The following is a 21162-nucleotide window of genomic DNA, read 5'->3' as shown; positions in this document are numbered from 1 at the left end:
CTTATACTTAGTTCAATCAGGACGATAGACTTGCATCACGATGTTGAAAGGCGGTCGTGGCGAAAAGATGCGGATGAAGGCATGGTCATTGTTCGGGCCGGGCGCGGCTATCGGCTTATCATTGGGGTTCTATTTCTGGGTAAGGACGAAGGCTTCTTTGGACGTTGTCCTGCATCACGAGACGGGCCACTTTTATATCGTTTCGCTCGTGTCGCTGCTTGCCCTGCTTTTGTCGATCGCCGTCGCTATTGCGGGCATACGGCTTCGCAATGTGAACGTCACCTTTCTGGCGCTCGCGTACATATCGCTTGCAGGGGTGTTCGCCGTCCATGGATTGTCGACTCCGGGCTTCCTGGTGCACGATGTTTACACTTTGCCGAAAATAACGGCACAGCTCAGCGTTCTGCTGGCTTCCGTATGGATCTGGCTGTCGACGCTGCCCACCGATCATGCGGCGGTTCGGGCGCTGGCCCGGTGGCAGCAGATGCTGCTTCCTTTGTGGGCCGCTGCGCTCGTCGTTTTCGGCGTTTTTGCGTTGGTTTATCCTTCCCTGGTAGAGGCGCTCCCGATCGGCCTCGGCCCCTACAAATGGCCGGCGGCCGGCGTCACGACCGCCATCTGCCTGTCGGCGATGTTCCGTTACCGCGAATCGTATATGCTGACGCGATTCCCGCTGCATATCGGGATCGTGTACAGCTCGGGTTTACTGATCGTCTCGCAGCTCATTATGATCACCGGCTCCAGCTGGCAGCTAAGCTGGTGGCTTTACCACATTTTTTTGCTGGTTTCCATGCTCATTGTGGTGATCGGCGTCATCCGTCAATATTTGTCGCTTCAGACGATCGGCAGCATGCTTGTCGTATTGTTCAAGCCCGATCCCCGAGCCTGGATCGCCTCCTGCATCTCGCCCGGCGTCAAGGAGCTGATCAATGAAACGGAGTCCAAGGACGCTTACACGGCGGGCCATAACTTCCGCGTGGCGCTTTACGGCCTTCGCCTGGCGGAAGAGATGGGCGTCGGCGCGGTGCAGCTGCGCGCGATGGCGCAAGGCGGCATCGTGCACGATGTCGGCAAGCTTCGAGTGCCCGATGAAGTGCTGAACAAGCCCGGACGATTGACGCAGGAGGAGCGGCGGATTATTGAGGAGCATCCGATGCACGGCTATAATCTGTGCAAGCGCCTCGGCTTTATGGGCGAGGAGTTGTCGATCATCCGCTCCCACCATGAGAAGTGGGATGGAACCGGCTACCCCGACGGGCTGCAGGGAACCGAAATTCCGCTGCTTGCGCGGATCATCGCGGTCGCAGACGTATACGATGCGCTGACGTCGACGCGCGCGTACCGGACCGCAATGACGCACGAGGAGGCGATGGCCGTCCTCAAGCAGGAGCGCGGCAAGCATTTCGATCCGATGTGTATCGACGGCTGGCTGCGGCTGTGCGACCACGACCCGCATTTTATTAAGAGCATCCGGGAGAAGCCGGCAGCGCAGGCATCGGCGATGCGGGCGGCCAACTCGTAATTTTCGCATGCCAAACGATGTCCCGGCCCGGGGTGGCCGGGATATTGTTTTCTCACCGGATCGGTCTCAAGCATTGTCGGCTTTCCAAGTCCCGGGCATGGTCTCTCGTCTAATAATTCTAACAAATATCTAACAATCGGTTGTTGGAGGGAAAGCGAGTATAGTATATTGGATATATACAACAATCGACAGACATTGCGAGGAGCCCAATTAAAGGTGGTCGAACCGTGTACAAGATACTAGTGATCGAAGACGACGTTATCATGGGCGATATGCTGTGTATGTATTTGACCGAGGAAGGGTATGAAGTCAAGCAGGCGGTAAACGGACAAGACGGCTTGCGGCTCGCGGATTATTTTCAGCCGGACGTGATTTTGCTTGATTTGATGCTGCCCGATCGGGATGGTATGGATTTGTGCGTCGACATCCGCAAAGACTCCGATGTGCCGATCATGATCGTATCCATGAAGACGGAGGTGTCGGAACGGGTCCAGGCCCTGAAAGCGGGGGCGGACGATTATTTGTGCAAGCCGTTCAGTCTGCATGAGTTGACGGCCAGAGTGTTCGCCCTCATCAGGCGGGCCAGGGCAAGAATGTCGAACAACGGCGCCGGAGGGGAAGCGGAGGAGAAGGACGGCACGGAAGGGAATCAGGTCAAGCCGATTCAGCTTGATATCGATAGACGGCTGCTTATCGTCCGCGGCCGGCAGGTGGAGACGACATTTTCCGAATTCGAGATCATGCGTTTATTCCTTGAGCATCCCGGGAAGGTTTACACCAGAGAGGATTTGATCAATGCGATTCGAGGCTTCGATTCCTTCGTCACGGATCGGGCGATCGACGTTCACATCGTTAATCTGCGCAAGAAGGTGGAACAGAATCCGCGGTCGCCGCGCTATATTAAAACCGTCTGGGGGGTCGGTTATAAATATATCAATGGCTCCGACTAGTACTAGCCGGAACGGTCTCTCGGCAGCCGGCAAACCGCTCCACAAAGAAAAGGTACCGATACCGCGTCTGCCTGCGCCGGTCCGGTGCCTTTTCTTCGACCTTCGTCGGAGTTCAGGTGTGCCATATAAATAAAGTATATGTCTTTTGCGGTCAGGAAACGTCAAGATACAGTTTGGTTCCGTCCGCATATTGAAAGATGGCCACGTCGCGAATCATCTGAACGGATTTGATTCGCTTCCATTTTTTGCGGAAATCGAAGTCCAGGGCCATTTTCTCAAGTTTGCTGTTCAGAAGCTCGAAAGACTCATGATGTTCTGCCGTAATGTACACCGGAACCGACCTTTTGCTGAACGTAATCACTTTCATCATCGTACGTGTACCTCCTATCCTTTGAAAGTAGTATAGAATGAATAAATTAGAATTCTTTAAGAAACAAATCAGCCGATTGTTTATTTATTTAACGGCTTTCTAACAAACGCGGGATCCTAGCCTTCTGTTGGTATATTACCCGATTGGGAGAAAAACTTTACCGTTGTGCATGAAAATACTCCCCTAAAATAAAAAGCGGACCGCCGCACGGAAACGCGTTCCGCCGGCAGCCCGCTGCCTGTTCTGGCAGGGTTCGATCAACTCGAGAAGCTGCTGTATCTGTTCTTGTAGTACGTGTTTCCGTAATGGCCGTGATGGCCGTGATGGCCGCTGTGCGGCGGGCGGTGCCCGTGATGCTTATGGGCGCTGCTGCTGTAGCGGTTATAATGGGGATGTCTGTGTTTGCTTCCCATCAGGGAATAGAGAATCCGTTTGATGAAATGACCAAGCAATGTCTCCACCTCCGAAATGATTCGGGATACTTGCAGCATGCCGAATCGATTTGATTATTATACATACGGGGAAACGGCCGGCAGGTTTCCGATCCGGTTCGATTCCCTAAAGAGGAGGGCAATGGTTTCATGATCGGCGGTGTGGTACAAAGATTGCGGGACGCACGGCGCGCTTGGCGCGATTACCCGCTTCGCATCGGGACGATGGCGGCCGGCCGCTACCGAATTGAGGCTTTTTTGGGTATGGGCAGTTACGGTCAGGCTTATCGCGCGGTCGACACGGCCACGGGGACCCGGGTGCTGCTCAAGACCGGCAAGCCGAGCAAAGGGCCGGTCGGACTGGAGCTTTTGCGGCGCGAGAGCGACATCCTGGGGCGGTTGTCGCATCCCGGTATTCCGGCTTGGCTCGATTATGTCCGTTTCGGCGGAAGAGAGGGGCTTGTCACGGAGCTGAAGGAGGGGAGGAATCTCGAAGATCAGATTGTGGAGGGCGGGCGCACATTCACCGAAGCGGAAGCGCTTCGCATCTTGAGAAGGCTGGCCGAGCCGATCGGACATCTGCATGGGCGGGGCTTCGTCCACCGCGATGTGCGAATACCGAATGTGCTGGAGCGGGATGGAGACGTGGCGCTCATCGATTTCGGCCTTGCATGCGCGATCGGCGAGCGGCTGCCGGCGTCTTTGAGGGAAGGGCTCGGCGAAACGGCCGGCGGCGCGGAACCGGGCGGGGGGAAGCCGGCTTCTGTTCCGGGTGTGCGCCTGTCTTCTGCCCGCGTCCGGTCAGAAGGAACGTGGGGGGCAGTCAAACGCCGGATGCGGCTGCCGGAGCCCTCAAGCGATTTGTACGGCATGGGGCATCTGCTTCTTTTTCTCCTGTATGCCGGCTATGAGGCAACCGACGGCCGCGAGCGGAGCTGGAACGAGGAGCTGGAGCTCCGGCAGGAAACGGGCGATTTGATCCGGAAGCTGCTGACAACCGGGACGGACGGCTTTGCGCACGCCGGCGAGCTGGCGTTCGAGCTCGATCGAATCCTCGCGCGCATGCAGGGAGATCCGGCTTGATGTACAATGGGAGACAGGGGGCGTGATGAAGTTGGGTCTCTTCGGAATTTTTTTGACGAATACCGCCATATTGATCACATGTGCCTACCTGTTCAATATGGGGTATAAATATTTATTCGCGCATACGTCGGAGAAGGTCCGGCAGGGCATTACCGTCGTTATTTTTATTCTGGCGGGCTTTCTGACGATCCTGTTCGGTTTTCGGATCAATGATACGGCCATAACGGATTTGCGGATCGTACCGATTATATTGGCGACGCTGGTATTCCGCAATCCGCGGCTGCTTATCGTCATCAGTTTGGGGATTGCGCTTTTGAGGCTGACGATTCACGGCGTCAACCCCGCATCCACCGTGGGTCTGATCAATCTCGGCGTTCTGGGTGCGGCGGCGGCCGGGCTGGTGGTGCTGTTCGAGAGGCGCAACTGGCCGTTCGCCCGGAAAGCGACGATCTCGATTGTCGTCCTGAATACGCTCAATCTCGCCAATCTCACCGTTTTCGGCGTATTGCCGCCGCTGGTGTTTTTAACGGAAATCGCCGTCATTACGTATCCGCTCGGGATGGTGCTGAGCGCCATCTTTATTTTTATCATTCGCGATTTTTACAAGGAACAGCAGCGGGTCGACGAGCTTCGCAATATGAACCTGATTCTGCGCAGGCAAACCCGGGAGCTGCGCGAGGCGAAGCGGGAGCTCGAGGAGAAGGCCCGTCAAATCATGCTTTCCTCCCAATACAAGTCGGAATTTATGGCGAACATGTCTCATGAGCTGAAAACGCCGCTGAACAGCATCATTCTGCTGTCGCAGCTGATGCGGGACAACGAGGACCAGCGTTACGGGCCTGACGATGTGCGATACGCCGACCTGATCCACACGGCGGGCAACGATCTGCTGCAGCTCATTAACGACATTCTCGATCTGTCGAAGGTCGAAGCCGGCAAAATGGACGTCGTATGGGATACGGTTTTCGTCGCCGACGCGGTCCAATTGATCTGCCGGTCATTCGAACCGGTTGCGGACCAGAAAGGCTTGTCCTTCGGGTACGAAGTGGCGGAGGATGTGCCGGCAACGATCGTTTCGGACGGGCTTCGACTGAACCAGATTTTGCGGAATCTGCTTGCCAACGCCTTCAAATTCACGGATCGCGGCGAAGTGCGGCTGACCGTGACGACCGAGCGCACGGATGCCGATCCGCTGACGGAGCCGCTTCGCCGCAGCCCCTATCTTGTGGAAAAAAGCCCGCTGCGCCGGCTGATGGAGGAAACGAGAAAAACGATAGCCGGCGGCGACCGGGAAGCGGCGGGCTGGAAGCCCGGAAGAAGAAAAATGAAGCGCGGGGAAGAGGCGGCTTCGGACATCCGGGTCGTATTCACCGTACGGGATACCGGCATCGGAATCGATAAGGACAAGCAGCAGCTGATCTTTGAGGCTTTTCAGCAGGGAGACGGGTCGATCAATCGCAAATACGGCGGGACCGGCCTCGGCCTCTCGATCAGTTTGCAGCTGACGCGCCTGCTCGGCGGTGAACTGTCGCTGGTCAGCGAGAAGGATCAAGGAAGCACGTTTACGCTGCGGCTGCCGGTACAGCCGCCGCCGTCCGCGTACCGGCCGGAGAAGGAAGAAACAGGGCTTGAGCCTGTAAAATAAAGGGACTGCGATCGCCTTCATTCCGGCGCCGCAGTCCCTTTTTATGTTGCAGTTATTGCGTTATGGCTTGATGACGATGCTGTGTGTCCGTTCGCCGAGCTCCTGAATCTCCGTATTCAGGCCAAGCGCTTCGGCCGTGAACCGCAGCGGCGTGAGCGTCTTTCCGCCGGTTAATACCGGGGCGTAAGCCGTCTGCCGCGCCTTGCCGTTTACTCGGGCTTCGGTGCTGCCGGCCGCCATCTCCAGCACGACGGCGCCCCGCTTGAAGCGCAGCGTCCTGGTCGCCTGGTCCCACTCTAGCACCGCCCCGAGGTAGGCGGCAAGCTCTTTGGCGGGGACCAGCAGCTCGCCGTCGCCGGGCATCTCTTTGCGGGTGAAAGGAGCCGTTCCCGGCTCCGCATCGCCGGCGCCCGGAAGGGAAACGCGGAACCGGTGCAGCTCGCCGTCCGGGCTTACCACCGTTTCGTCGACCTGCCGGCGGAGCAAGCTTACCGTATCGTCCACGTTGTCCGGCGTCACGCGGTATTTCGCGTCATTCCGGCCGATCGCTTCCGCGATCCAGGTGTTGACCTCCTGCGAATGGTGCGAAAGGTCTTTATACAGGTCGAGGTTATAGGTCCATTCGGACTCGGCCTGAAAATCGTATACGCTCACGTTCGGATACGCATTGAACTTCTCGAACATCCACGTCTTCATCGCCATCTGATTCTCGTAACGCTCGGGATTCGTCTGCTGCCACACCACGTGCCGCAGGATCGAGTACGGCGGGTAGTAGAACATAAACTTGACATCCGGATTATTTTGCAGCAGCGGGACGATATAGCGTTCGAAGCTTGCTTTTACGGATTCCAGGGAGTCCTCCTTGCCGCCGTAGGCGGCTTCCATCACCTGGACTTTCCGGTAATTTTTCAGCACCAGCTCTTTGCCGAACGTCGAGGACCAGTCCCAGTTGTACAAATATTCGAGGCTTTGCTTGTTGCCCGTCTTCAGCTGCCGGTACAGCCCTTTGACCGCCTGCTCGTACGTCGATTCGTTGAACCAGTATTTATAATCGTTCCAGAAATTGTCGTCGTACAGGTAATAAGGGAATGGTCCCTGATTCTCCTGCGTTGACTTCAATGCAAAGTAGTCGAGGCCCCACAGCACCTGCTTCACCTTGCCGGTGGAAAGCGCCAGGCGCGCAATCTCGTACTGCTCGAAAGCGAGCGAGCCGCGCATCGACAGCTTGAGGGTCTTGCCGCCGAGCGCCTTGTCCACCTCGCTCGGCACGAAGTTCTCCGTCATCGACGTGCCGATAATGATCGTGTCATAATCGTAATTCCGGGCAAGCCCGGGGTTCTGGTAACGCTGCTCCGTGGAATAGATCGGACTGTATAAGGTCGGCTTGCGGTAATGCTGCAAAGGATCGACGATGAACGCCGTCAGCATGACGACGGCCGAGAACAACAGCGAGCTCGCCAGGAACACGAGCAGCGTCCGCTTATAGCGCCGGCTGCGCCGCACGGGGCGGGCGTCCGCCCGCAAGGGACGTTTCGGATCGGAAACAAACACGGGTTTTCGCCGCCCTTCTAGAAGTTAAAGTAAAGAAACTCGGTAATCCGGTTGAAAAACAGCAGCGACAGAACGAACATGGCAGCCATCGTGACGGCTGCGCGCCAGCCCGGGCGGAAATCGTGTTCCCGCTCGGAGGAGTTTCGCACGAACAAGACAACCGGCAGGGCAATGGCAATCAGCACGATCGGGAAAAGCAGCGTCTTCGCTTCACCGAGCGCAACCCCGTTGATGCCCGCCATCCCTTTCAGGATGCGGATCGCCTCGGACCAGCTCTCGGCGCGGAAAAATACCCACGCGACGTTGATGAACATAAAGGTGACGAACCAGGCGAGCCATGCCGGCATCGGCCGCTTCTGCTTGGTCCACAGACGATGTACGATCTGGGCCGCGCCGTGCAGGAATCCCCAGATGATAAAGGTCCAGCCCGCGCCGTGCCAGAAGCCGCCGATGATGAAGGTCAGCATCGAATTGCGGAGCATGACGAACTCGCCCCTGCGGTTGCCGCCCAGCGGAATGTAAATATAATCGCGCAGGAAGCGGCTGAGCGTCATATGCCAGCGCCGCCAGAAATCCTGGATGCTGACTGCCTTGTAAGGCGAATTAAAGTTCTGCGGCAGGCGGATATTAAACAGCAGGGCGATGCCGATCGCCATGTCGGTGTACCCGCTGAAGTCGAAGTACAGCTGGAACGTATAGGACAATGAAGCGACCCACGATTCGATGAAATACTTGGCTGTCGCGAAGCCGTCGTTGGCGTATTCCGCGAACGTGTCGGCGATGACCATCTTCTTGAACAAGCCGATGCAGAAAACGTAGGCGCCGACCGCGGCGTTCGTCCAGTTCCACCGAGTATTGCGCAATCGGTCGAATTGCGGCATCATCTCGCTGTGGTGCAGGATCGGTCCGGCGATCAGGTGGGGGAAAAAGGTGACGAACAGAACATAGTTTACGATACTCTGTTCTTTCACTTTTTTCTTATAGGCGTCTACCAGAAACGCGATCTGCGTAAACGTGAAGAAGCTGATCCCGAGCGGCAGGACAAGCTTCAGCAGCGGCACGGCGCTGCCTGTCAGCGCATTGACGTTCTCCAGGAAAAAGTCGGCGTATTTATAATAGCCGAGCAGCAGCACGTTGCCGGCGATGCCGGCGATCAGGATCCCCTTGCGGTGCCGTTCCAGCTTGGCGCCCGGTTCCGCAGACGACATGAGAAGGCGCCCGACCGTATAGTTGAAGCCGATCGAGGCGAGAATCAGCGGCACATATTTGTAGTCCCACCAGCCGTAGAACACGAGTGAAGCCAGAGCGAGCCACACCTTGGCGGCAAAAACAAGACGTAATCGGGTCAGCAGAAAGTAGCCCGTTACCGTGATCGGCAGAAAGGCGAATATGAATACGTAAGAGTTGAACAGCATGCGTTTACGGTCACGTCCCCTATCAATTTGCTGTATTCAAGTATAGCGCATTCGCGCGCATCCGACAATTTCTCCTCGGATCCGCGCAGGCCGGCGGTCATGCCGGCGGAGGTCCGTCTATTAGACGATCCAGGCTGCGATAAGGTTCCGGCCGCCGCGCAACAGAAGAAGCCTTTCCGGTGAAGGAGTCCGGAAAGGCTTCGGCGCTGAATTTGATTATTTAATGACAAGAACCGCCGTGTCCGTATGCTTGATGACGTAGTGGCTGACGCTTCCAAGGAACAACTCTTTCAAGCCGCTGTTGCCGCGGCTGCCGATCACGATCAGATCCGCGCCCCGTTTCGCGGCCGTCTCAATGATTTGCTGTCCGGCATCGCCCTGCAGCACCGTCACGGTCGCCCGGGCGCCGGGCTTCGACTCGACGATCGAGCGGATTTCATCGGCGACGTTCTCCGCCTCTTCGGCGACTGCGGCGGTGGTGTTCGCCGGCGGAGGGATCATCGCTTCCCCCACGACGGCGACCGGAAGCTGATAAACATGGAGCACCTCAAGCGCGGCATTGCGTTCGGCGGCCAGCTCCAGCGCGGCGTTCAGCGCCCGCAGCGATTGCTCGGAGCCGTCGTACGCCGCGATTATATTTTTGTATGCCATAAGGATTACCTCCCGCTCGCTCTGTTACGCATCTATTACCCTTCGGTCGGGAGTCATGAAACGACACGCGCGGGGAAGCCCTTTGACCAAAAATTTCAAGTGAAAAAAGCCCGGCGAAACGCTTGACTTTTGTTTTGAAAATGCGTATTCTAATAAAGGTCTTGCTGATGTAGCTCAGCTGGTAGAGCAACGCATTCGTAATGCGTAGGTCGGGGGTTCGAATCCCTTCATCAGCACCATACATATCGCCAGCAACGGCGCGGGTTTCCGAGTTTTCGGACCCGCGCTTTTTTGCTTGCCGCAATTTCCCGTGTCAATGGAAATACATGCTTTTTACACGTATTTTCCCGTCGCTTAAAATAATTGAACACATGTTGTATGGGAACGTATGTTTGCATATAATAGGAATCAATGCTCCGTTGCGGGGCGGCCGAGGCGGATTCAACGGAAGGGGATGACAGCATGGGGAATTTGACGGAGAAACCGACCACCATGTTCGAAGCAATGCTGCTTCTGCAGCATAGATGGAGCCTTCGCCATGCCGAATGATCGGATCATCCTGCTGGCGGATTGCCAAAGCTTTTATGCCTCCGTGGAGAAGGCCGAGCGGCCGGAGCTGATCGATAAGCCGCTCGCCGTGTGCGGCGATCCGGCGCGGCGGTCCGGCATCGTGCTCGCCGCCTGTCCCGTCGCAAAAGCCTGCGGCGTCACAACCGCGGAACGGATCGGCGAGGCCTTGAGCAAATGTCCGGAGCTGGTCGTCGTCAAGCCGCGCATGCAGACTTACCTAGATGTATCTTTGCAGATTACACGGATTTATGAGGAGTTTACGGATCTCGTCGAGCCGTACAGCATCGATGAGCAATTCATCGACGTGACCGGCACGGTTCATTTGTTCGGCGGGGCGTTGGAGATTGCGCGGCAGATCCAGGATAAGGTGATGGCACAGACGGGCGTGTACACCCGGCTCGGCATCAGCTCCACGAAGGTGCTCGCAAAGCAGGCCTGCGACAACTTCGCGAAGAAAAACGAGTCAGGGATATATGTATTGCCGCAGGACCGGCTGGAGGACACGCTCTGGCCGCTGCCGGTCAATAAGATGTTCATGATCGGATCGCGCATGATGCGCCATATGAACCGAATGGGGATCCACACGATCGGCGACCTGGCGCGGACGCCGCTGCCCGATTTGAAGCGGATGCTGCGCGCCCGGTTCGGCAAGAATGCCGACATCCATGCGGAGCAGTGCTGGCGGATCGCGAGCGGCATCGATGATTCGCCGGTGTCTCCGAACACGCATATCGGGGAGAAGTCGATCGGCCATATGATGACGCTGCCCCGCGATTACGAGACGCGGGAGGAGATCAGGGTGATCCTCCTGGAGCTTTGCGAGCTGGTGGCCAGGCGGTGCCGCGCCCGCGGCAAAATGGGACGGACGCTGTCCGTCAACTGCGCGGGCGCCGACTTTGACCGGCCGACAGGCTTCTCGCGGCAAATGACGCTGGCCTGCCCGACGCACATCACGAGCGACCTTTACAAACATGCATGCGAACTGTTCGACAAGCACTGGAACGGCCGGCCGGTCCGCCGGATCGGCGTTTCCATGACCGGCTTTCAGAGCGATGAGGAGTACCAGCTGATGTTTGACGATTACCGCGAGCGGTTGGGAACCTTGGAGAAGACGACGGACCGTCTCAAAGACAAATACGGCGACGGCATCATTATGCGCGCGTCGTCCGCGTCGCCGGCCGGCCAGGCGCGGGACAGGGCGGAGAAGATCGGCGGACACTACAAATAAGGCGGGTGAAGCCATATGGCGAAAAAAGAGAACAAGTTGACCCCCGGGTCGAACTTGCTGTGGGAAGGCAGCCGGATGATGCTTCCGGAGCACAAAGAACGGCATGTCCGGCACAGGAAGGATTTAAATCGGCGGGAACGGGTCGAGCTGGACGAAAGCGAATGGGAACGCATCGGGCGAATGATGGCGGAGTCCGTTCAACGCGGGGTTGTGCTGCATATCAAGCTGTTTGACGAATACGAGGAGCGCGAGCTGACCGGCGCCGTCGATAAGGTCGACCGCAGCCGCGGACGTTTTCTGGTCGAAGGCCGTTGGTACGACGAAGCCGATATTCAAGGCGTGCGGGAGGATTGACGCAACAGAACGGGAAGCCCCGGAGGTGTTACCGCGGCTTCCTTGTCGTGTCGGCGATATGCAGCTTCTAATCCTCCGGCGTACGGTCGAGCGCCAGGCGGGTGACTTCGGTGCTGTCGCCGGCGCGCTTTTCCCGTGCGTTCGCCTCGGCGTCGAGCGCATCGTCCATTCCGGGGGCGATTGTCGGCTCTTGCGCCTCTTGTTTATCTTTGCTCCGCATCGGTGGCATACCTCCCAATCGGCTTAAATCCCGCAGGAGCCCGGGTAACCGTCGTTCTCTTTTTGCTGCTGCAGATTGGACCGCATTTCGTTGTCGTCCGGCATTTCCGCTACGACCTTGGCGGTGTTGCCCGGTTTGACCGCTTGGGGTGATTCCGGCGCGGCCTCGTCGTCCCGCCGTATGATTTCGTCCATCGTCCGGCCTCCTTGCTGAATTGGAATTGTGGTTGCACTTCAACAATATGTCGCAGCGCCGGGATTTTTATTCCACAGGGCAAGGCAGGGTGCTGTCCGCCGGACATGTCGTCCGTTTGTACGAAGACGAACTTCCTTGTTTTGCATAACGGATACCGGGGCGGCGCATGCTAAAGCCGTCGGAAATCCAATGCAGTGAAGGAGGGGACAACATGGCACACGAACGCAACCGGGCATCGAAGGCCGATGTGCAGTCGACGGAGCTGAACAAGATGCCGGCCGGCGAGAAACAAAATGCGGAAATCTCCGCTCAAGCGGCGGCTGAAGTGTTCCGAAACAGCAATAATAACGAGCAGCAGCAAAACGAATCGATGGAATAACGGCGGCCTTGATGCAAAAGCCGCGCCAAAAGCCCCTGTTCCCGCGGAGGACTGCCAAGTGCACCCGGCGGAGTGAAACAGGGGCTTTTGTACGCGCGTATAGATGGGTGGCGCGAAACGTGCCGCGTTACCCGCGGTAATGTTCGCAAAGCGCGCGGAACATGCCGGCGTAATACGACGGCTTCCGCGGCACGAAGTCCGACGCCGCCACGGCGCGGCGCCTCATCGAATATATCGAACCGTTCCTCCGCCACGATCGTCACGCCCCGCCGCAACATTTTCACGATGCAATACACCTCCCGACAAGCTCGTCAAACACGTTGCGCGCTTGCCCGATTTCTCACCGCATTATACCCCAAACGCGCTGCTGGCGCATCCCGAACGGACCGGATTCAAGCAGCATTTGAACGAAAAAAAGGATTTTTTGTAAAATTGTCGAATGTATGTATGCGACAAGCAAGCGAGTTGGGAAGATGGGGGTAACATGATTGATCCGTACGGCTCCGAACAATGGATGTTTCTGATATTGTCGCTGATGATCAGCATTTTGTCTTCCTATACGATGTTTTATTTTATCGGCAACATTGGAACCGGCTCCGTCACCGAGAGACGATACGGGATGCTCGGCGGCGCGGTCGTGTTCGGCATCTGCCTGTCGTCCCTGCACTTCGTGGCGCTGCTGGCACGGGACTATATGATTACAATCGATTGGAAGATGCTGGTCATATTTGCAGCCGGCGCGCTGCTGGCTTACGTCTCCTTTCTGCAAATCGGCGGCTCTCCGCGGCTGGGCCCCTTCCAGGCAAGCTTATATCTGTCGTTCGCGGCGCTGGCGCTGCATTACGTCAACATGCTCGGCGGGCCGTTGAAGCGGATTGAGCTGGACGGCCGGCTTCTTGCCTTGTCGGCTGCGGTCATCTTCTTCGGCACCTGGACGGCTTACGCCTTTTTCACCCGGAGCGGCGGCAAATCCAGGCTGTTCAGCGCGCTGCTGCTCGGATGCTCGACCGTGCTGATGATACAAATCGGGATGGAAGCCGTTACAGTGGAATACACCGAGATTATGACGAGCGACAGGCTGAACGATTTGTTTATGCGTCTCGTCATGGTCATCGGCTTCGGCACGCTGCTCGTACCCGGCGGGGGCCTGGCGGCCTGGCTGCTGAACACGCGAATGAATACGATGCACGAACGGTACCAGCTGCTGGTCGAAAACTCGATGGACATGATCGCGATCGTATCCGGCGGCAAATGGGATTACGTGAACAAAGCGGGACTAAGGATGTTCGAGGCGGAGCATGAATCGGAGTTGCTGGGCAAACCGGTTCTTGATTTCCTTCATCCCAAGCATCATGAAGAGGCGAACCGGTGCTTGCATATGGTGGAGGGCGGCCGTCCGCCGGCGTCTCTCGAGCAGGATTGGTACACGTTAAGAGGCAAGCTGCTGCATACGGAGGTGGTGGAGACGCCGACGACGCTGGCGGGCAAGCCGGCCGTGCAGGTCATTATCCGTGATATCTCGGAGCGCAAAAAGAACGAGGAGCTGCTGATCAATTCGGAGAAGCTGTACGTGGCGGGCCAGCTCGCCGCGGGCATCGCGCATGAAATCCGGAATCCGCTCACGTCGCTGAAAGGGTTTCTGCAGCTGATCGCCTCGGGCAGGTCGGAAGGGAAAAACTATTACGAAATCATGAAATCGGAATTGAACCGGATCGAATCGATCGTCAGCGAGCTGCTGATGCTGTCCAAACCGCAAATCTACGAGTTGGCTTTTCAGGACGCGCGCGCGATCATGAAGGATACCGTGACGCTGCTGGAGGCCCAGGCGATCATGCACGGCATCGTGATCGAGCTGCATCATGACGATGAGCCGTTGTGGGTGCACGGCGTTGAGAATCAGATCAAGCAGGTATTCATCAACGTGCTGAAAAATGCGATCGAGGCGATGACCGGCGGCGGCTCGATCCGGATTCGCTGTATGCGCGAGGGCGGTTACGTCATTGCGCGGATTACGGACGAGGGACCGGGCATCGATGAGACGCAGCTGTCCAAAATGGGCCAGCCGTTCTATACGACCAAGGACAAGGGAACGGGGCTCGGCCTGATGGTGAGCTACAAAATCGTCGATAACCACCGGGGAAAAATCCGCGTGTCGAGCGAGCTGGGAAGGGGCACGACGATGGATATTGCACTGCTGTATGCAAGTCCTGCGCGGGGTGAGGAAAAAGGGAACGGCACCGGTTAAATCGAAACCTGTTTTTACCGCTTCCGTAATAAGCTAGTAGGGTAAACACCCGCTGTATATCATGAAGGAGGGATTGGCTTGTTCAACCGTTTTTTGGCCAGCATCGGCATCGGTTCCGCCAACATCGACACCCTTTTGGAGAAGGCGCAGTATTCACCGGGCGAAGAGGTGCGCGGCATCGTGAGAATCCGCGGCGGCAGCGTGGAGCAGCGCATCGAGACGATCTCGCTGTCGGTTATGACGGAGTACATCAAAGAAAGCGACGACAACAAGTACAGACAGCACGGCGAGGTGGCCCGGTTCCATGTCAGCAGCCCGTTCACGGTGCAGGCGGGCGAAAACCGCGACGTTCCGTTCTCCTTCATCCTGCCTTATCAAACGCCGGTTACGATCGGCCGGGCGCCGGTCTGGATCAAGACGGAGCTGGACGTGCGCGGCGGCGTCGATCCCGGCGACAACGACCGGATCGATGTGCTGCCGACCGCCCAGATGAATACGATTCTGCAAGCGCTTGACCGGATGGGCTTCCGGCTGCGCAAAGCCGAGTGCGAATACGCTTATAAGCTTGGCGGAAGGGTGCCTTTCGTGCAGGAGTTCGAATTTGTCCCGACGACGCAATTCAGGGGACAGCTCGATGAGCTGGAGGTTATTTTCTATGGAGGAGAGCGCGAGCTTGAACTGCTGCTGCAGATCGACAGGCGCGCGCGCGGGCTGTCCAGCCTGTTCGCGGAGGCGATGGATATGGACGAATCGTTCGTCCGCGCCCGTTTCTCCAATGAGCAGCTTGCGGCGGGGCCGAACGCAATCGCGCATCAGCTCTCGGATATCATCGGGCGTTACTGCTAACTAACCAAAAGGGCTGCCGACCGGTCATTCAGACCTGACAGGCAGCCCTTTGCAATCGGCGTATCGCTGATGATTGCTAGGTCCATTTGGCCGCCCAAAGCTTCATTTGCTTGATGATCGGGTGAAGATCCTGGCCCTTGGGCGTCAGCGTGTACTCGACCGTGACGGGCACAGTCGGGAAAACATGCCGCTCCAGCACGCCTTTCTCCTCCAGATGGCGCAGCGTGCTGGTCAAGGCGCGGGGGCTCACCGCCGGAATCGAGCGCTGCAGCTCGCCGAACCGTTTGGTGCCGCAGAAAAGCTCGCGCAGGACGAGAAAGGCCCATTTGCCGCCGAGCACATCGACCGTTTTCTCGATATTGCATTCGATGTCTACCGGGTTTTTGGGTATGTAATTGCTTGGAAGGGACATGAAGCGAACCTCCTTTATTTTCGCTATACCGAAGTATATCAACTATAACCGGTATAATATAATGAATAACTTTTCACTTCTTTCAATCATATACGAACTATTCTAGAATGAAAAGAGCGTTGCCGGACAACGCTGCAAATTCTAAAATCCGAAGGAGGAAACGGAAACATGAAATATCGTAAATTGGGCGGTTCAGGCTTGAAGGTGAGCGAAATCAGCCTGGGCAGCTGGCTTACATACGGCGGTTACGTCGAGCGGGAAAATGCGGTGAACGCGATCAGGAAGGCCTATGACCTCGGCATTAATTTTTTTGACACGGCCAACGTGTATGAGAAGGGCGCGGCGGAGGAGCTGATGGGCGAGGCGTTGAAGGCGTATCCGCGCGAATCGTACGTGCTGGCCACCAAGGTGTTCTGGCCGATGGGCGAGGGGCCGAACGACCGCGGGCTTTCCCGCAAGCATGTGGTCGAGCAGGCCAACGCCAGCCTGAAGCGGCTGGGGCATGATTATGTGGACATTTATTACTGCCACCGCCACGACCCGGAAACGCCGCTGGAGGAGACGCTGCGTGCGCTTGACGATCTCGTTCGCCAAGGCAAGGTGCTGTACGTCGGCGTCAGCGAGTGGAGCGCCGCGCAGATGGCGGAAGCGCTGGCGGTTGCGGACCGGTATCTGCTTGACCGGATCGTCGTCAACCAGCCTGTCTACAACATGTTCAACCGATACATCGAGCCCGACATCATTCCGCTCGGCGAGCGCAAAGGGATCGGCCAGGTCGTATTTTCGCCGCTGGCGCAAGGATTGCTGACCGGTAAATATACGTCGGCGCAGGATATTCCGGCCAACAGCCGCGCCGCCAAGCTGGAGTGGGTGAAGAACGGCATCACGGAGGAGAAAATCGCGAAGGTCCGGCAGCTGTCGGAGGTGGCTTCCGGCCTCGGCATCACCGTCGGGCAGCTGGCGCTCGCCTGGATCCTGCGCCAGCCGAACGTGGCAAGCGCGCTTGTCGGCGCGAGCCGCCCGGAGCAGATCGAGGAGAACGCCAAGGCATCCGGCGTCGAGCTGAGCGCGGATGTGCAGGAGCGCATTGAAGAAATCTTGAAATAGCGCAGCGCCATGCAGCTTTCGTCTGTGCGCGAAGGCAAAGATGCGGCATCGCCCGCCGGCTGCAATCGAAAAGCCGCTGCTTCCCCGGCAGTTCCGGGGGAGGCAGCGGCTTTTCTTGTATGCAAAGTCGCGCAGCTCCCGGACCGCTGCACCTTCCGGCTCATGCGGCGCTCTTGCGGTGGAACAGGTTCTTCAGGACGAACCACACGTTCGCCGGCCGTTCGGCCAGCCGGCGCATGAAATAGCCGAACCAATCCTCGCCGAACGGCACGTAGACGCGCACCTTGCAGCCGGCTTCCACCAGCCGCCGCTGAAGCTCCTCCCCGATGCCGTACAGCATCTGGAATTCGTACCGGTCGCCCGGGACGGCGGCTTCCGCGATGAAGGCAAGGGCCGCGTCGACGATGCGCGGGTCATGCGTCGCGATCGCGGTGTAGCAGCCGGATGACAGGTGCATGCGGATCAGTTCGATGAATTGCGCGTCCACGTCCGCCTTGCGCGGAAAAGCGACCTCGGCGGATTCTTTATATGCGCCCTTCACCAGCCTGAGGTTGGCTCCGAGCCTCTCCAGGTTCCGCACGTCCTCCACGGAACGGTAGAGATAAGCCTGAATGGCGATGCCGACATGGGCGAATTCCTGCCGCAGCGTCTTATAGGCCTGGATCGCACGCTCGCAATGCGAGAAGTCCTCCATATCGATCCGGACGAACAGGCCGTGCCGCTCCGCCTCCCGCAGAATGTTCCGCATATGCGACAGACAAAGCGCTTCATCCACATCAAGGCCGAGCGACGTCAGCTTGAGCGACAGGTTCGCCCGAACGCCCGAGGCCGCGATGGCGGCCAGCGTCGAGAGGCACATATCGGCCGTTTGCCCGGCCTCTTCCGCGCTGCCGACGAATTCGCCGAGGTAATCCAGCGTGGCAAGCTTGCCTTGCCGGTTTAATTCCTTAACCGCTTCAATCGCCTGCCCGATCGTAACGCCGGCGACGAATCGCCCGGCGCCGAGCCGGAGGCCGTACCGTCTCGCGAGCCGGTTCGGCAGCTTGCCCCGGGCAAGCGAGAGCAGCACGTTCCGCATAAGCGTCTCCATCACACACACTCCCTCCAACCGTTTCAACCGCAACGCTCCAAGCCGTCCCTGCCTTTCGTTTCCGCATTCATCGCGCCGGCCGCTACCCGGTGTGGAGCGCGGGAGAAGATCATAACAAAAGAGGAATGCGGAGGCAAGTGCTTGTCGGGCGGGTTAGTTCACGGAGACAGGCGGAATCGGCAGTTTCTATTATTATACGCAGGACTATTCTCTTAGCGCGTCCGTGAGCTTCGTCGACATCGCGCCCGAATTGGCCGGTTTTGCCGCCGCACGCTTGCGGAGCCGGTCGTTCTCGCGCCGCAGCTTTTCCACCTCGGCTTCGAGCTCGGCGATTCTGGCCTGTAATTTATGCGTCTCGTCCATAAGCGTTACCTCCTGTTCCAACCCTTACTATTCGACGGTTTCGATTCGGCTTCCTGCCAGCGGCAAGCGCCAGGGATTTATTCTTACAATATTTGACTAGTCGCTTGCAAATGGATTCAATTGTATAATGGAAGGGTTGAAATCGGAAATGTTTGCAGCGGGTAAGGGGGAAACCAATGGCGGATTCGCATGTGGACCATATCGCGATGTTTGATCAGATCTATAACGAAGTGCCAGTCGGGGTCTTGCTTGTATCGCCGGGCGGGCAGTTGTTGAAAATGAATCCCGCGGTCTGCGCCATGCTCGGTTACGAAGCGGACGAGCTGCGGCGGTTATCTTTCCGCGACATTACCCATCCTGCAGATGTCGATACGGATCTGGGCAATCAGCAGCAGCTGCTGGAAGGCAAGCTGGCCGCTTACCATTGTGAGAAGCGCTGCATAGCCAAAGGGGGCGGCATCGTCTGGGTGTCTCTTCATGCTGCGTTCGTGCGGGATGGGAAGGATGGGCAGCCGCTTTATTTTCTCACGTGCGTGTCGGATATTACCGCCAGCAAGAAAGCGGAAGAAAAGCTGCTGGAAGACGAGGCCGCTTTTAACCTCATCACGCGGCATGCCAGGGATATTCTGTATTACAGCACGCCGGACGGCGTTTGCTTGTATGTCTCGCCGTCGATTTACGACTTGCTGGGATATCACCCGGAGGAAGTAGTCGGCAAGGTGAACCTGGAGCTTTACCATCCGGACGATTTGGCGTTCATGATGGACAATGGGGTGTCCGAGGACGAACCGCTCGTTTATCGCATGAAGGATAAGGACGGCCATTATCATTGGTTTGAGACGACGTTCAAAAATATCCGGGACGGCGACGGCAATATTGAGAAGGTGGTCGCGATCGGCAGAGACGTCACCGAGCGCAAACGGTATGAGAACAGCCTGGCCGAAGCGCAGCGAATCGCAATGCTTGGGAGTTGGGAGTGGGACGTGGAGCAAGACAAGCTCGAATATACCCCGGATATTCTTCGTATCCACGGTATCGATCCGTCGGATGCAAAAGACAAGCCGGGGGCAGAGATGATCGAGCTGGTACATGAAGATGACCGCGAAAGGATTCAAGAGGCTTTCCGCAGATCGATGGAGACGGGGGCTCCGTTCTCCGAAGAGTATATGCATAAGGGAGCGGACGGGACAATCCGGTATTTTCACGTCCGAGGCATGGTCGTGCGGCATAAGGACGGCAAGCCCTCCCGGATGCGCGGTACGATCCAGGACATAACCGACCGAAGGCTGGTGGAGCTTCAACTGCATGAGAGCTACGAGCGCTATAATTCCCTGAAAAAATACAATCACGACGCCATTATGTCGCTCGATCTGGAAGGCAATATCATAGGCGGCAACAAAATGGCGACGGAGCTGACCGGCTATACGGTGGAGGAAATGTCGGGCATGAGCCTCTTGGCTTTCATCGAAGGCGAGCGGGTCGCCGAGTTGCTGGATGCGGCGGCGGACGAGGGCAAGTCGGACATGGAGATCGGCCGTATCCGGCACCGGGACGGTCATTGGACGGAGGTTCTGTCGACGGTAGCTCCGATCGTCATCCGCGGCGCACGGACCGGGTATTACATTATCGCCAAGGATATTACGGAACAGAAGAAGCTGTTGGTCGAGAAGGAGGCGGCCGAGCGGACCAACAAAGCGAAAAGCAACTTCTTCGCCATGATGAGCCATGAAATCCGCACGCCGATGAACGGCGTAATCGGGATGACCGATCTGCTGCTCGAAACGGAATTGACCGAGGAGCAGCGGGAATATGTCGAGGTGCTTCGGAAGAGCGGGGAATCGCTCATTAAAATCATCAACGATATTCTGGACTTCTCGAAGCTGGACATGGGCCGCGAATCGCTTGTGGAGGAGCCGCTCGATTTGAAGGCCACCGTTCAGGATGCGATTGACCTGTTCGCGCCATTGGCAAGGAAGAAGGAGGTCGGCCTGAAGCGCTCGTTGGACGAAGACTTGCCGTCCCCTTTGATCGGCGACCCGCATCGGCTGCTTCAGGTGCTCACCAATCTGCTGAGCAACTCGATCAAATTTACAGACGAGGGATTCGTGTCGATTGCCTTGCGTAAGTGTTCGGAGGATGCGGAGTTTGTGACCGTCGAGTTTATCGTCAAGGATACGGGCGTCGGCATCCCGGCCGACAAAGCGAAATATTTGTTCGAGCCGTTCTCCCAGCTCGATCCGTTCATGAGCCGCAAAGCCGGCGGTACGGGCCTGGGCCTTGCGATCAGCAAGAAGCTCGTAACGATGATGGGCGGCGACATCGGTCTGCTTATGACGGGCGAACCGGGCACGGCATTCCGCTTCACGGCGCGGTTTCGCAAGGCCGCGGAAGCTGCAGGAGCGCAGTAAGCTGCGCTGCGCGTTGTCGCCCCGGTATCGATGACGATATCCTGCGCGCTTTCGGCCATTATCCCTTTGGCTCAAAAGAAGGGAGTATGCATGCCGCACTGCAGGGGCATCGCGGCGCGCTTTTGGG

The 21162-nt window shown here is 57.6% G+C and carries 21 protein-coding genes and 1 tRNA gene; 12 read left to right on the top strand and 10 right to left on the bottom strand.

Going from position 1 to position 21162, the window contains the following annotated elements; all coding sequences use genetic code 11:
• Positions 1-73: 73 nt before the first annotated feature.
• Together RWM61_RS01740 and RWM61_RS01735 are read left to right on the top strand one after the other, a co-directional pair.
• Complete coding sequence (locus tag RWM61_RS01740; RefSeq protein WP_313996704.1) at positions 74-1522, top strand: HD-GYP domain-containing protein; 1449 nt, start codon at positions 74-76, stop codon at positions 1520-1522.
• A 227-nt stretch (positions 1523-1749) separates the two neighbouring features.
• On the top strand, positions 1750-2472 hold the full coding sequence (locus RWM61_RS01735; RefSeq protein ID WP_313996702.1) for a response regulator transcription factor: 723 nt from the start codon (positions 1750-1752) through the stop codon (positions 2470-2472).
• 151 nt (positions 2473-2623) lie between these two features.
• Here the strand turns inward: RWM61_RS01735 and RWM61_RS01730 are convergent, their stop codons facing one another.
• Together RWM61_RS01730 and RWM61_RS01725 are read right to left on the bottom strand one after the other, a co-directional pair.
• Positions 2624-2842: a hypothetical protein gene (locus RWM61_RS01730; protein WP_313996700.1), complete on the bottom strand. Its 219-nt coding sequence runs from the start codon at positions 2840-2842 to the stop codon at positions 2624-2626.
• A gap of 257 nt (positions 2843-3099) precedes the next feature.
• A complete protein-coding gene (locus RWM61_RS01725; protein ID WP_313996698.1) occupies positions 3100-3294 on the bottom strand; it encodes a hypothetical protein in 195 nt (64 codons plus the stop codon).
• Positions 3295-3423: 129 nt separating this feature from the next.
• Here RWM61_RS01725 and RWM61_RS01720 point away from each other — a divergent pair, with 129 nt between their 5' ends.
• Entirely contained in the window at positions 3424-4356 is a 933-nt protein-coding gene (locus RWM61_RS01720; RefSeq protein WP_313996696.1) for a protein kinase domain-containing protein, read from the top strand.
• A gap of 25 nt (positions 4357-4381) precedes the next feature.
• Positions 4382-6001, top strand: a complete 1620-nt coding sequence (locus RWM61_RS01715; RefSeq protein ID WP_313996872.1) for an ATP-binding protein — start codon at positions 4382-4384, stop codon at positions 5999-6001.
• A 60-nt stretch (positions 6002-6061) separates the two neighbouring features.
• On the opposite strand, the gene RWM61_RS01710 is transcribed toward RWM61_RS01715, so the two are convergent.
• The 3 genes from RWM61_RS01710 to RWM61_RS01700 all read right to left on the bottom strand — a co-directional run bounded on the left by RWM61_RS01710 (position 6062) and on the right by RWM61_RS01700 (position 9618).
• The gene (locus RWM61_RS01710) at positions 6062-7552 is read right to left on the bottom strand and encodes a copper amine oxidase N-terminal domain-containing protein (RefSeq protein ID WP_313996694.1); all 1491 of its coding nucleotides are present in this window, start codon (positions 7550-7552) and stop codon (positions 6062-6064) included.
• A 17-nt stretch (positions 7553-7569) separates the two neighbouring features.
• Positions 7570-8967, bottom strand: a complete 1398-nt coding sequence (locus RWM61_RS01705) for an MBOAT family protein (RefSeq protein ID WP_313996692.1) — start codon at positions 8965-8967, stop codon at positions 7570-7572.
• A 216-nt stretch (positions 8968-9183) separates the two neighbouring features.
• A complete protein-coding gene (locus tag RWM61_RS01700; RefSeq protein WP_313996690.1) occupies positions 9184-9618 on the bottom strand; it encodes a universal stress protein in 435 nt (144 codons plus the stop codon).
• A gap of 163 nt (positions 9619-9781) precedes the next feature.
• Here RWM61_RS01700 and RWM61_RS01695 point away from each other — a divergent pair.
• From RWM61_RS01695 to RWM61_RS01685, 3 genes are all read left to right on the top strand, one after another.
• A tRNA-Thr gene (locus RWM61_RS01695) sits at positions 9782-9857 on the top strand.
• A 299-nt stretch (positions 9858-10156) separates the two neighbouring features.
• The gene (locus tag RWM61_RS01690) at positions 10157-11416 is read left to right on the top strand and encodes a DNA polymerase IV (protein WP_313996688.1); all 1260 of its coding nucleotides are present in this window, start codon (positions 10157-10159) and stop codon (positions 11414-11416) included.
• Between the two features lie 15 nt (positions 11417-11431).
• On the top strand, positions 11432-11770 hold the full coding sequence (locus tag RWM61_RS01685; protein ID WP_313996686.1) for a YolD-like family protein: 339 nt from the start codon (positions 11432-11434) through the stop codon (positions 11768-11770).
• A gap of 67 nt (positions 11771-11837) precedes the next feature.
• Here RWM61_RS01685 and RWM61_RS01680 read toward each other — a convergent pair whose 3' ends face one another.
• Positions 11838-11990, bottom strand: coding sequence for a hypothetical protein (locus RWM61_RS01680; protein ID WP_313996684.1), 153 nt, complete (start codon positions 11988-11990; stop codon positions 11838-11840).
• 23 nt (positions 11991-12013) lie between these two features.
• Positions 12014-12184 carry a hypothetical protein gene (locus RWM61_RS01675; protein ID WP_313996682.1) on the bottom strand — a complete coding sequence of 57 codons (171 nt, stop codon included), beginning with the start codon at positions 12182-12184 and terminating at the stop codon, positions 12014-12016.
• 212 nt (positions 12185-12396) lie between these two features.
• Between RWM61_RS01675 and RWM61_RS01670 the strand changes: the two genes are divergently transcribed.
• From RWM61_RS01670 to RWM61_RS01660, 3 genes are all read left to right on the top strand, one after another.
• Positions 12397-12564 (top strand): hypothetical protein, encoded by a 168-nt coding sequence (locus RWM61_RS01670; RefSeq protein ID WP_313996680.1) that lies wholly within the window; start codon positions 12397-12399, stop codon positions 12562-12564.
• A 484-nt stretch (positions 12565-13048) separates the two neighbouring features.
• Positions 13049-14809 (top strand): ATP-binding protein, encoded by a 1761-nt coding sequence (locus RWM61_RS01665; RefSeq protein ID WP_313996678.1) that lies wholly within the window; start codon positions 13049-13051, stop codon positions 14807-14809.
• Positions 14810-14887: 78 nt separating this feature from the next.
• Positions 14888-15655 (top strand): sporulation protein, encoded by a 768-nt coding sequence (locus RWM61_RS01660; RefSeq protein ID WP_313996676.1) that lies wholly within the window; start codon positions 14888-14890, stop codon positions 15653-15655.
• A gap of 76 nt (positions 15656-15731) precedes the next feature.
• On the opposite strand, the gene RWM61_RS01655 is transcribed toward RWM61_RS01660, so the two are convergent.
• Complete coding sequence (locus RWM61_RS01655; protein ID WP_313996674.1) at positions 15732-16067, bottom strand: helix-turn-helix domain-containing protein; 336 nt, start codon at positions 16065-16067, stop codon at positions 15732-15734.
• A gap of 168 nt (positions 16068-16235) precedes the next feature.
• Between RWM61_RS01655 and RWM61_RS01650 the strand changes: the two genes are divergently transcribed.
• Positions 16236-17174 carry an aldo/keto reductase family protein gene (locus RWM61_RS01650; RefSeq protein WP_313996672.1) on the top strand — a complete coding sequence of 313 codons (939 nt, stop codon included), beginning with the start codon at positions 16236-16238 and terminating at the stop codon, positions 17172-17174.
• Between the two features lie 160 nt (positions 17175-17334).
• Here RWM61_RS01650 and RWM61_RS01645 read toward each other — a convergent pair whose 3' ends face one another.
• Both RWM61_RS01645 and RWM61_RS01640 read right to left on the bottom strand, forming a co-directional pair.
• A complete protein-coding gene (locus RWM61_RS01645; protein ID WP_313996870.1) occupies positions 17335-18264 on the bottom strand; it encodes a proline dehydrogenase family protein in 930 nt (309 codons plus the stop codon).
• Positions 18265-18468: 204 nt separating this feature from the next.
• Positions 18469-18627 (bottom strand): hypothetical protein, encoded by a 159-nt coding sequence (locus RWM61_RS01640; RefSeq protein WP_313996670.1) that lies wholly within the window; start codon positions 18625-18627, stop codon positions 18469-18471.
• 176 nt (positions 18628-18803) lie between these two features.
• Here RWM61_RS01640 and RWM61_RS01635 point away from each other — a divergent pair, with 176 nt between their 5' ends.
• Positions 18804-21035 carry a PAS domain S-box protein gene (locus tag RWM61_RS01635; protein WP_313996668.1) on the top strand — a complete coding sequence of 744 codons (2232 nt, stop codon included), beginning with the start codon at positions 18804-18806 and terminating at the stop codon, positions 21033-21035.
• Positions 21036-21162: the final 127 nt, after the last annotated feature.

The sequence above is a fragment of the uncultured Paenibacillus sp. genome, from assembly GCF_963515335.1.
Lineage (GTDB): Bacteria > Bacillota > Bacilli > Paenibacillales > Paenibacillaceae > Paenibacillus_I.
Note: the sequence above shows the minus strand (reverse complement) of the source record. Positions and strands in the feature narration are given on the sequence as shown.

Bases quoted from the DNA above. Each gene is read 5' to 3' on its own strand.
- RWM61_RS01640 (WP_313996670.1), bottom strand. From the start codon at position 18,627: ATGGACGAGACGCATAAATTACAGGCCAGAATCGCCGAGCTCGAAGCC.
- RWM61_RS01690 (WP_313996688.1), top strand. From the start codon at position 10,157: ATGCCGAATGATCGGATCATCCTGCTGGCGGATTGCCAAAGCTTTTAT.
- RWM61_RS01700 (WP_313996690.1), bottom strand. From the start codon at position 9,618: ATGGCATACAAAAATATAATCGCGGCGTACGACGGCTCCGAGCAATCG.
- RWM61_RS01650 (WP_313996672.1), top strand. From the start codon at position 16,236: ATGAAATATCGTAAATTGGGCGGTTCAGGCTTGAAGGTGAGCGAAATC.
- RWM61_RS01715 (WP_313996872.1), top strand. From the start codon at position 4,382: ATGAAGTTGGGTCTCTTCGGAATTTTTTTGACGAATACCGCCATATTG.
- RWM61_RS01665 (WP_313996678.1), top strand. From the start codon at position 13,049: ATGATTGATCCGTACGGCTCCGAACAATGGATGTTTCTGATATTGTCG.
- RWM61_RS01685 (WP_313996686.1), top strand. From the start codon at position 11,432: ATGGCGAAAAAAGAGAACAAGTTGACCCCCGGGTCGAACTTGCTGTGG.
- RWM61_RS01730 (WP_313996700.1), bottom strand. From the start codon at position 2,842: ATGATGAAAGTGATTACGTTCAGCAAAAGGTCGGTTCCGGTGTACATT.
- RWM61_RS01680 (WP_313996684.1), bottom strand. From the start codon at position 11,990: ATGCGGAGCAAAGATAAACAAGAGGCGCAAGAGCCGACAATCGCCCCC.
- RWM61_RS01655 (WP_313996674.1), bottom strand. From the start codon at position 16,067: ATGTCCCTTCCAAGCAATTACATACCCAAAAACCCGGTAGACATCGAA.
- RWM61_RS01675 (WP_313996682.1), bottom strand. From the start codon at position 12,184: ATGGACGAAATCATACGGCGGGACGACGAGGCCGCGCCGGAATCACCC.
- RWM61_RS01670 (WP_313996680.1), top strand. From the start codon at position 12,397: ATGGCACACGAACGCAACCGGGCATCGAAGGCCGATGTGCAGTCGACG.
- RWM61_RS01720 (WP_313996696.1), top strand. From the start codon at position 3,424: ATGATCGGCGGTGTGGTACAAAGATTGCGGGACGCACGGCGCGCTTGG.
- RWM61_RS01645 (WP_313996870.1), bottom strand. From the start codon at position 18,264: ATGGAGACGCTTATGCGGAACGTGCTGCTCTCGCTTGCCCGGGGCAAG.
- RWM61_RS01740 (WP_313996704.1), top strand. From the start codon at position 74: ATGAAGGCATGGTCATTGTTCGGGCCGGGCGCGGCTATCGGCTTATCA.
- RWM61_RS01705 (WP_313996692.1), bottom strand. From the start codon at position 8,967: ATGCTGTTCAACTCTTACGTATTCATATTCGCCTTTCTGCCGATCACG.
- RWM61_RS01635 (WP_313996668.1), top strand. From the start codon at position 18,804: ATGGCGGATTCGCATGTGGACCATATCGCGATGTTTGATCAGATCTAT.